The sequence below is a fragment of the Paenibacillus sp. VTT E-133291 genome, assembly GCF_002264395.1.
In the GTDB taxonomy this organism is placed as follows: Bacteria; Bacillota; Bacilli; order Paenibacillales; family Paenibacillaceae; genus Paenibacillus_AQ; species Paenibacillus_AQ nitricinens.
This window is the reverse complement of sequence record NZ_NFVA01000021.1, coordinates 70,229-77,378: the sequence shown is the minus strand read 5'-3', so window position 1 is coordinate 77,378 and position 7,150 is coordinate 70,229. Positions and strand designations below refer to the sequence as shown.

The 7,150-nt window shown below is 42.4% G+C and carries 6 protein-coding genes; 2 read left to right on the top strand and 4 right to left on the bottom strand.

All coding sequences use genetic code 11. From position 1 onward, the window contains the following. The 3 genes from CA598_RS11530 to CA598_RS11520 form a co-directional block, all read right to left on the bottom strand. The coding region (locus tag CA598_RS11530; RefSeq protein WP_094876575.1) for a sugar ABC transporter substrate-binding protein at positions 1-889 on the bottom strand (889 nt) is incomplete at its 3' end. A gap of 15 nt (positions 890-904) precedes the next feature. Next, complete coding sequence (locus CA598_RS11525) at positions 905-2,845, bottom strand: alpha-amylase family protein (protein WP_094876574.1); 1,941 nt, start codon at positions 2,843-2,845, stop codon at positions 905-907. 36 nt (positions 2,846-2,881) lie between these two features. Continuing rightward, positions 2,882-3,922, bottom strand: coding sequence for a zinc-dependent alcohol dehydrogenase (locus CA598_RS11520; RefSeq protein ID WP_094876573.1), 1,041 nt, complete (start codon positions 3,920-3,922; stop codon positions 2,882-2,884). Between the two features lie 357 nt (positions 3,923-4,279). Here CA598_RS11520 and CA598_RS11515 point away from each other — a divergent pair, with 357 nt between their 5' ends. After that, positions 4,280-5,431, top strand: a complete 1,152-nt coding sequence (locus tag CA598_RS11515) for a metallophosphoesterase (RefSeq protein ID WP_094876572.1) — start codon at positions 4,280-4,282, stop codon at positions 5,429-5,431. Positions 5,432-5,586: 155 nt separating this feature from the next. Beyond that, positions 5,587-6,435: a hypothetical protein gene (locus CA598_RS11510; RefSeq protein ID WP_094876571.1), complete on the top strand. Its 849-nt coding sequence runs from the start codon at positions 5,587-5,589 to the stop codon at positions 6,433-6,435. A gap of 122 nt (positions 6,436-6,557) precedes the next feature. Here CA598_RS11510 and CA598_RS11505 read toward each other — a convergent pair whose 3' ends face one another. Continuing rightward, positions 6,558-7,112: a TetR/AcrR family transcriptional regulator gene (locus CA598_RS11505; RefSeq protein WP_094876570.1), complete on the bottom strand. Its 555-nt coding sequence runs from the start codon at positions 7,110-7,112 to the stop codon at positions 6,558-6,560. Positions 7,113-7,150 lie beyond the last annotated feature (38 nt).

The window sequence follows — 7,150 nt, the reverse complement described above, 5'->3', positions numbered from 1 at the left end:
GCGTCCACATGGTTTGGCACTCGTCACTCAACATAAAATGCGTGAAGGATAAAATATTTTCCCGCTCCTCAGACGTTAACGAATGATTGGGGTAGATAAGGCCGATGGAAGAAGACATAGATAGTGATTGTCGCCCTTCGATGACCGGAAGCTGGCAAACCGCAAGCCTGTTGTTCATCTGCTTATCCAAATGGTTATAAATCCACTCGCCACAAATAATAGCGCCGATCTTACCCTCAATGAATTGCTCTAGCAGTCCTGTAGAGCCATCGAGACTAACGATCACACCTTGATCCATTTTGTCGCGGATGAACTGAAGCGCCTGCCTCATTTCAGGGGTAACGATATTCGGCTTTCCATCCTGAACAGGCCAACCACCGAAAGCTGTAAGAAACGGAATAAACCAATAACCCTGCTGTAAATCTGCTCCAATCGGTATGATGCCTTGAGCGGACAACCTCTCTGCTGCCTCTTCGAACATGTCCCATGTCGTCGGCGCACTGGCGTATATCTCCGGATTGTAATACAGAACCAGATGATTGCCCCGTAATACCGGGATACCATACTGAACACCATCCAGTTGCATCGTTGAAAGTGCCCCTTCAGTCAGTGCATCTGCGAATTGCCAGCCTGGTACTTCAGAGTAAAGGCCATTCTCAACATAGGAGGACATATCCGCAGGAACCATCGCCAGATGCGGACCTTGATGAGTGTCCTTAATTTGGTTCAGGCGCGCAGTCAACTCCGTAATGTTCATCACTTGTGGCGTAATTTGTACGCCGAAGCGCTCTGTATACAGCTTGCAAATTCCCTCCAACACCTCAATCGAGGTATCTCCCGGACCGTCAAACTCATGCCATAACATGATTTCTTTGTTTTTCTTTTCCATCGCTGCCTCTCCCCCTTAACTAACTTGTCTATGGTTGTTCACGAGCACTAAAGCCTGATTTGGTGCTAGCAGTATACTGTCTATCGTCTGACCTACGATACTGCCCGTTAAGGAACTATCCAGCGTCACGGTCATTGGGCACCGCCCAGGTACCGCAGCCTTCAAATCAACTTGGCAGGAAGCATCAGCACTCAAGTTAAAGCAGCAGAGCAGCGTCTGTTCGCCATGCATATACCCGTACAGAACTGTACCTTCCGGGGACTGCGCCACGAAAAAGTTTTCTGGCTTCACTAGCTGGGGCCAATCTTTCTTAAGTTCACTTAGCTCTGTCAGCAGTGGCAGCATCGGTGCAGGATTAGTCCAATTAATTTTCATGACGTAAAAAAAAGCGCGGGAAATCTCCTCTCCGTTCGTGTTGTCACCAAGACCACAGTTGAGGGGCTGCTCCTCATTCATTTCATAACCAGTCGTCACGTATGGAATTGCATTCGGAAGAAATTGATTAAATACCGCGATCATCCGAGCTACCTCAACACCGCCACGGCTCGTGATCCGAGGCGTATCTGCCGTTTCTGCACAGGCGAACACATGAATATTTAATTCAGGCAGCTCCTCTAAGAATGAAACGAGATTGTCCTTATTCATATGCGTCATGACATTCCATCCGCTGCCAAGCATAATGTTGTAGCCGGTGCTCGCCGCCTTCTTGTGATTACGATTGAACAAATCTTCGCTGATCAAGATCGCATTCGGATTCAACGCTTTAATCGTGTCAAAAATTCGAGTCAACAGCGGAATAGGAAGTACATGTCCGATGTCGATACGGAAACCATCAATCCCATACTTTTCGAGATTAAACCGTACGGCCTCCTCCAACACATCCCACAGCTTCAGATTCGGCTCCTCACCTGGATAGTCATTACATTTAATCGTATCAAAAAGAACATATGGTGCCTGATCCGAACTTATAAGATGTCTCACTTGCGGAGAGACGTCCTTGTAAAGACGCAAGAACGTAATGTCTGTCCAAATCGGCTGCACATCGTTAATCCAATCCGAATGCGCGGGAGCGGTCGTTATCCCCATCTCTTGCTCCACCAGAGTTAATAGCTCATCTCCATTTTTAGCAGCTCTTTCTTTTAACTGCTGCCAAAGGAGTGGATGAAGTTCATTGGGCGGCGGCGAGAACTTCCGCAGAAATGCTGCGGTTTCCTGGCTGTGGTAGACCGTTTCCAATTTGTCAGGGGTACACTCCTCAAAGAATCCAAGCTCAGGAATCGATGGCGGTGCAAAGCCTTCTAATTCCTGCATTTTGATCCAATACACCCATTCAGGATGTTCGGTAATGAACACACTGTTTTTCGCCGTTACACGGGGAATGAAATCAACAACAGTCTTAATATCAAGTAAATGACAAGCTTCTACCAAAGCGCTGAGCTCATCGTGGATCGTAAACTGCTCCATACCATCCAGCAGGCTATCGTGTAGGTTCTGATCCAAGTGGAATAACGATTGCACAGCGTAAGGTGACCCGATATCTCCCTTCAGATTCAACCTGCTGTACTGGTTCACTGGAAGCATATACAGAATATTGATGCCCATTTTCTTTAACAGCGGCAGAAGAATAAGGAATCTTAAAAAAGTACCAGATTGGATTGTCCCATCATGGTTGTAATCCCAAGCCGTCGAATAACGAATTAACGAAGAATAGATTGCGCTGTCGTCTAAATTCGTGCGTTCCTTAAGCGAATATCTCCACGAAAGCTTGTCTATATACTTCAAATGCTCTGTTAAAAAATCATACGGATGCACACAAATTTCCTCGTCTTTTTCGAAAAGAACACACTCATATTTGCACTCATTCCACACAGCAGGTATCCAAATTGGCGCGACGTCTTTATCTTTGTGTATAGACAAGTAATCCTGAACAAGTCTAAATTTGCTTTCTTTGCTCATTAACAGATCCACCTCTCGTTGATTGCAGTTCTACGTTTAGGGAACAAAAACCGTCTTTACGGTGTCACTCCCAACCACCTTCAAAGAGTTCAATTCATAGCCGATCAACTCGTTTATTGCTGCTTCGTGCTGATTGAGCTTAACTTTTCTCGTCACCAGTTTCTCTAGTTCAGGCCTCTCAGCGGCAAATTGCAAAGCTTCCTCGAACATGTAGCGGTATTCGCCCGCTGCGATAATTTTGATTGCCTGCTGTACGAATTTGGTAGGGGAAAAGGTGTACCGATACTTCGCATTAATTCCAAAAGGAATGATGCGCCCTCCACGCTCAATCCATTTCTCCGCCACTTCGAGCTGAGTGCCCACCGTATCGATAATCACATCAAACTTATGTCCCGCACAGATTTCATCTACGGTAGCTTGATTTAATTGGGATGGTGTTAGAGCAAAATCCGAGATTTCTCTAGCAAATGCCAACCGATAGGGATTAATTTCCGTCGCTACCGTGAGCGCAGCTTTTGATTTGCTCACCCTTTGACTTAACAGTCCCATTGGACCCGATCCAAGAATGAGCACCTTATCGTCAGCTGTGACATTAGCTTCTTTGAAATTGTGCAGCACACAGGCAAGCGGCTCAATTAATACCCCCGTTTCCCAGCTCATATGATCAGGCAGAAGGTGTGCAAACGTTTGTGCAGTAGTGTAAAAAAAAGTGAATGTCCCATTTCTATTCAAACCAGCAATCCGCATCCCATTTCCATCCGGTCCTATACATAAGTGCGGCTGCTCTTTCAAGCAAAAATAACATTCATTGCAGCTTTGATTCGGATCGATAACTACACGGTCCCCCACCTTAACACGATCAACATTACTGCCAATTCCGATTACGGTCCCTACAGCCTCATGACCGCGAATGATTCCTGGAACTCCTTCCTCTTTACCGGTGATGACCGCTAGATCTGTTCCGCAAATGCCTGTCATCTCAATCCGGATCTTAACTTCATCCGGGGCTGCAATCTGTGGTTCTTCCCGTTCATAGCGCTCCAGCTTATGATTGGATGTCCACACCAGCGCTTCCATACGCATTCTTCCTCTCATCTTTTGAATTATCCATATTCAACCAAAACATATCATAACTCCCATGTAAAAGTAAGGTGAATAATGTCGTAAAATGTTATTACTTACATTTTCATATAATCATCACATAAGTAAACGCTTTAAATATTAAAAACACCTCTCTCGAAAATCAGAAAAGGTGTGCCTTTAAATAGGCCTATTTTGCAGGCTCCTGTTTTAAAATGATTTTTAAGATAAGGTAGAAATCTTTAAATACACACAAAATATGTTACTCTTACTGAGTATGTGACCAGTTTGTTCATAATTATTGATTATCAACGATTGCTCTCTGAAATCTAAAAAAATAGGACGGTGCATCATATGGTATTTGCATTTTTGTTTATATTCGCTATGTACGCGGCAAGTAACTATTACATCGCGAGAAAGATTTTTAAATGGTTACAACATGTATTTCCAAATATTAATGGGATTATATACGGAGTCATCTACAGCTTGTGTGCGGTAACAATCATTATTAATCTACTATTGCCCTCTTCAGCTATGACGACCGATTCAAGTATTGTTAATTTTATTGGTCAATCCGGGGACTATTGGATGGGGATCTATTTCTATTTGTTCTTGCTGTTACTCCTTTCCGATGTAATCTTACTTATTAGTAAATGGATCAAAATCATCCCCTCCCCCGCCCCAAAACGTGTTATTTTCCATACAAGATCAGTAGTTTTTATTTTAGTCATAGGGTTGGTGTCCTATGGGATTTATAACGCCAATCAGATAAAAGAAGTATCGTATCCCATCCAAATACACAAAAGCACCTCATTAGAGCATTTAAATATTGTTCTAATCAGTGACTTACACTTAGGCTACATAAATGATGTGAAGTTTCTTGCAGAGGTTGTTGATCGCATTAATGATATGCAGCCGGATATTGTGTTGATGTCAGGAGATATATTTAATGGAAACTACTATGCCCTCTCTAATCCTTCCAAAGGAATAGAGTTATTAAATACTATTCAGTCCACCTATGGGGTTTATGCTTGTTTAGGTAACCATGATGCAGGACGATCCTACGATGAAATTGTGAACTTTATAGACAAGAGTAACATTAAACTTCTAAATGATGAGCATGTCGTTATTGATAATCAATTCGTTGTAGTTGGTAGGAGAGATTCATCCCCGATTGGTGATCAAGGAAACGCTAGAGCAGTTAATTCTGAAGTGATGAGTAACATTGATACCACTATGCCCGTTATCGTAATGGATCATCAACCAACGAATATGATTGAATACGGAGATGACGTCGATTTGATACTTAGTGGACATACACATCAAGGACAAGTATTTCCTGCAAATCTAATCACCAATGCTATGTTCACAGTAGATTACGGACACTATCAGAAGAATCCAAACAGCCCTCACGTCATCGTTACATCTGGTGTTGGGACTTGGGGACCGCCATTACGCATTGGTACGAACAGTGAGATAGCACAAATTAAAGTTGATTTTAAATAATATGATTTTAAAAAAGCGGACAGCCTTTGGACGAGAATTAACGTCCTAGACTGCCGCTTTTTTTGGTCAATAATATAAAAAACATGGAAGAATATCCCGATATTATGGATATAAGAGAATAAATGGAATAAAAAGCAGATAGGGGCGCGTTAATAATGAAGATTCAAGGCTCAACCCAGCTTGATTTAAATGCCTACATAAGTTCGAAAAAGCTCGCGGATAAACCGTCCTTAGTCAATGGCACAATACCCGAACTGTCGCATGAGACCGACACTGTGGAAATCAGTTCGGCTTCCAGACAGTTAGCAGCATCCGATATTGTAAATCATTCGGCTACATATTTCGGAACTACCCAAATCAACGATTCACTTACCCGCCTGCTGGCAGATCAACCCTCGGAAGTGAAGGAAGCTGTCTACGGCATCATTCAATCCAACTTCATTACAGACGTAACCGGAGACGAGGAAAGATCAGCGTTATTAGAATTGGGACTAACTCAAGCGAAGTATATCGCTGACAATTATATTAAGGATGATAAAGCAGCAGAATTTATGAATACGATCCGTCAGATCGGAGCGATCTCTACAACAAGAACGGTAGATCCTGAAACGAAACAAATCCAATACGATACACCACCGCAAAGACCTGTTGGAGCTCCAGAGGATTATATGGATTTAAACTATATGATGAAAAAATTCGAGCCAAAAACGCTGGAAAAGCTACAGGAAGCTATTGTGAACGGAAAAGACTGGAGTAGCATCTTACTAAACTTCGCCAAAAATGCAGCAACTCGTAAGGATTGGATACAGGAATATAAAGAAGATGTAAACAAACAGATCGGCAGTATCCCCAGCGAGAACAGATTCCAAAATACTTCCACTTCCAGCCTGAGTGGGTTTGTGGGAGATATCCAGGATCTGATTACCCAGGCAGGATTTCAAAACAGTGGATTTCTAACAAACAATATAGAAGCTTTTATGCGTACATTGGGAAAGACGCTCTAGAGCATTGACCACAATAATGATAGAAATCCACTACCCCATGAGGTGGTGGATTTCTATGCAAACAAGGCCTGAACAACATAATTCACAAAGGGTATAAACGGTGCTTTAAATTTTAGATAAGCTTATAAATACTTTCTTTTATACATCAAGGTAATTTGCCCTGCTATGTATTCTGCGCTATATTGGCTTCCATCCTTAATCCACCACATAATAATCCCCAGTAGTGATGCCGCAATAATATCAACGGAGACTACCTCTTTAGTGGGATCTATGTTTCTCGCTTTTCTTCGTTTTTCGATCGTATTTTTTAACAGGTTGGTCAAGTGCTGTTTAAAACCTTTGTGCTCAATTAATACAGCAAACACTGTCCGGTATTCATAAAAGTAATTTAAAAATGTGACCAGCTGCTCATGTTCGTTGTTACTCTTCACATGTAATAGCGGTTCAACCTTCATGGACAGCTCGTCAAAGATTTCATGTACAATCTGGCGCAATAAGTCGTTAATATCCTCATAATGCAAATAAAACGTTGCACGATTCAGCTCAGCACGGTTGGCGATTTTTTGGACAGTCAATTGAGAAATCTCCACATTCTCGGCCAATAATGAAAAAACAGCATTTTTCAGCATCTTTTTTGAGCGAATGGCTCGTGGGTCAACTCTTTTATGTTCGGACATTTCATCCCTCTATTATCGTTTATATAGTATTTCATCAA

Excerpts from the sequence above, each read along its gene's own strand:
- CA598_RS11525 (WP_094876574.1), bottom strand. The coding sequence starts at position 2,845 with ATGAGCAAAGAAAGCAAATTTAGACTTGTTCAGGATTACTTGTCTATA.
- CA598_RS11515 (WP_094876572.1), top strand. The coding sequence starts at position 4,280 with ATGGTATTTGCATTTTTGTTTATATTCGCTATGTACGCGGCAAGTAAC.
- CA598_RS11520 (WP_094876573.1), bottom strand. The coding sequence starts at position 3,922 with ATGGAAGCGCTGGTGTGGACATCCAATCATAAGCTGGAGCGCTATGAA.
- CA598_RS11510 (WP_094876571.1), top strand. The coding sequence starts at position 5,587 with ATGAAGATTCAAGGCTCAACCCAGCTTGATTTAAATGCCTACATAAGT.
- CA598_RS11505 (WP_094876570.1), bottom strand. The coding sequence starts at position 7,112 with ATGTCCGAACATAAAAGAGTTGACCCACGAGCCATTCGCTCAAAAAAG.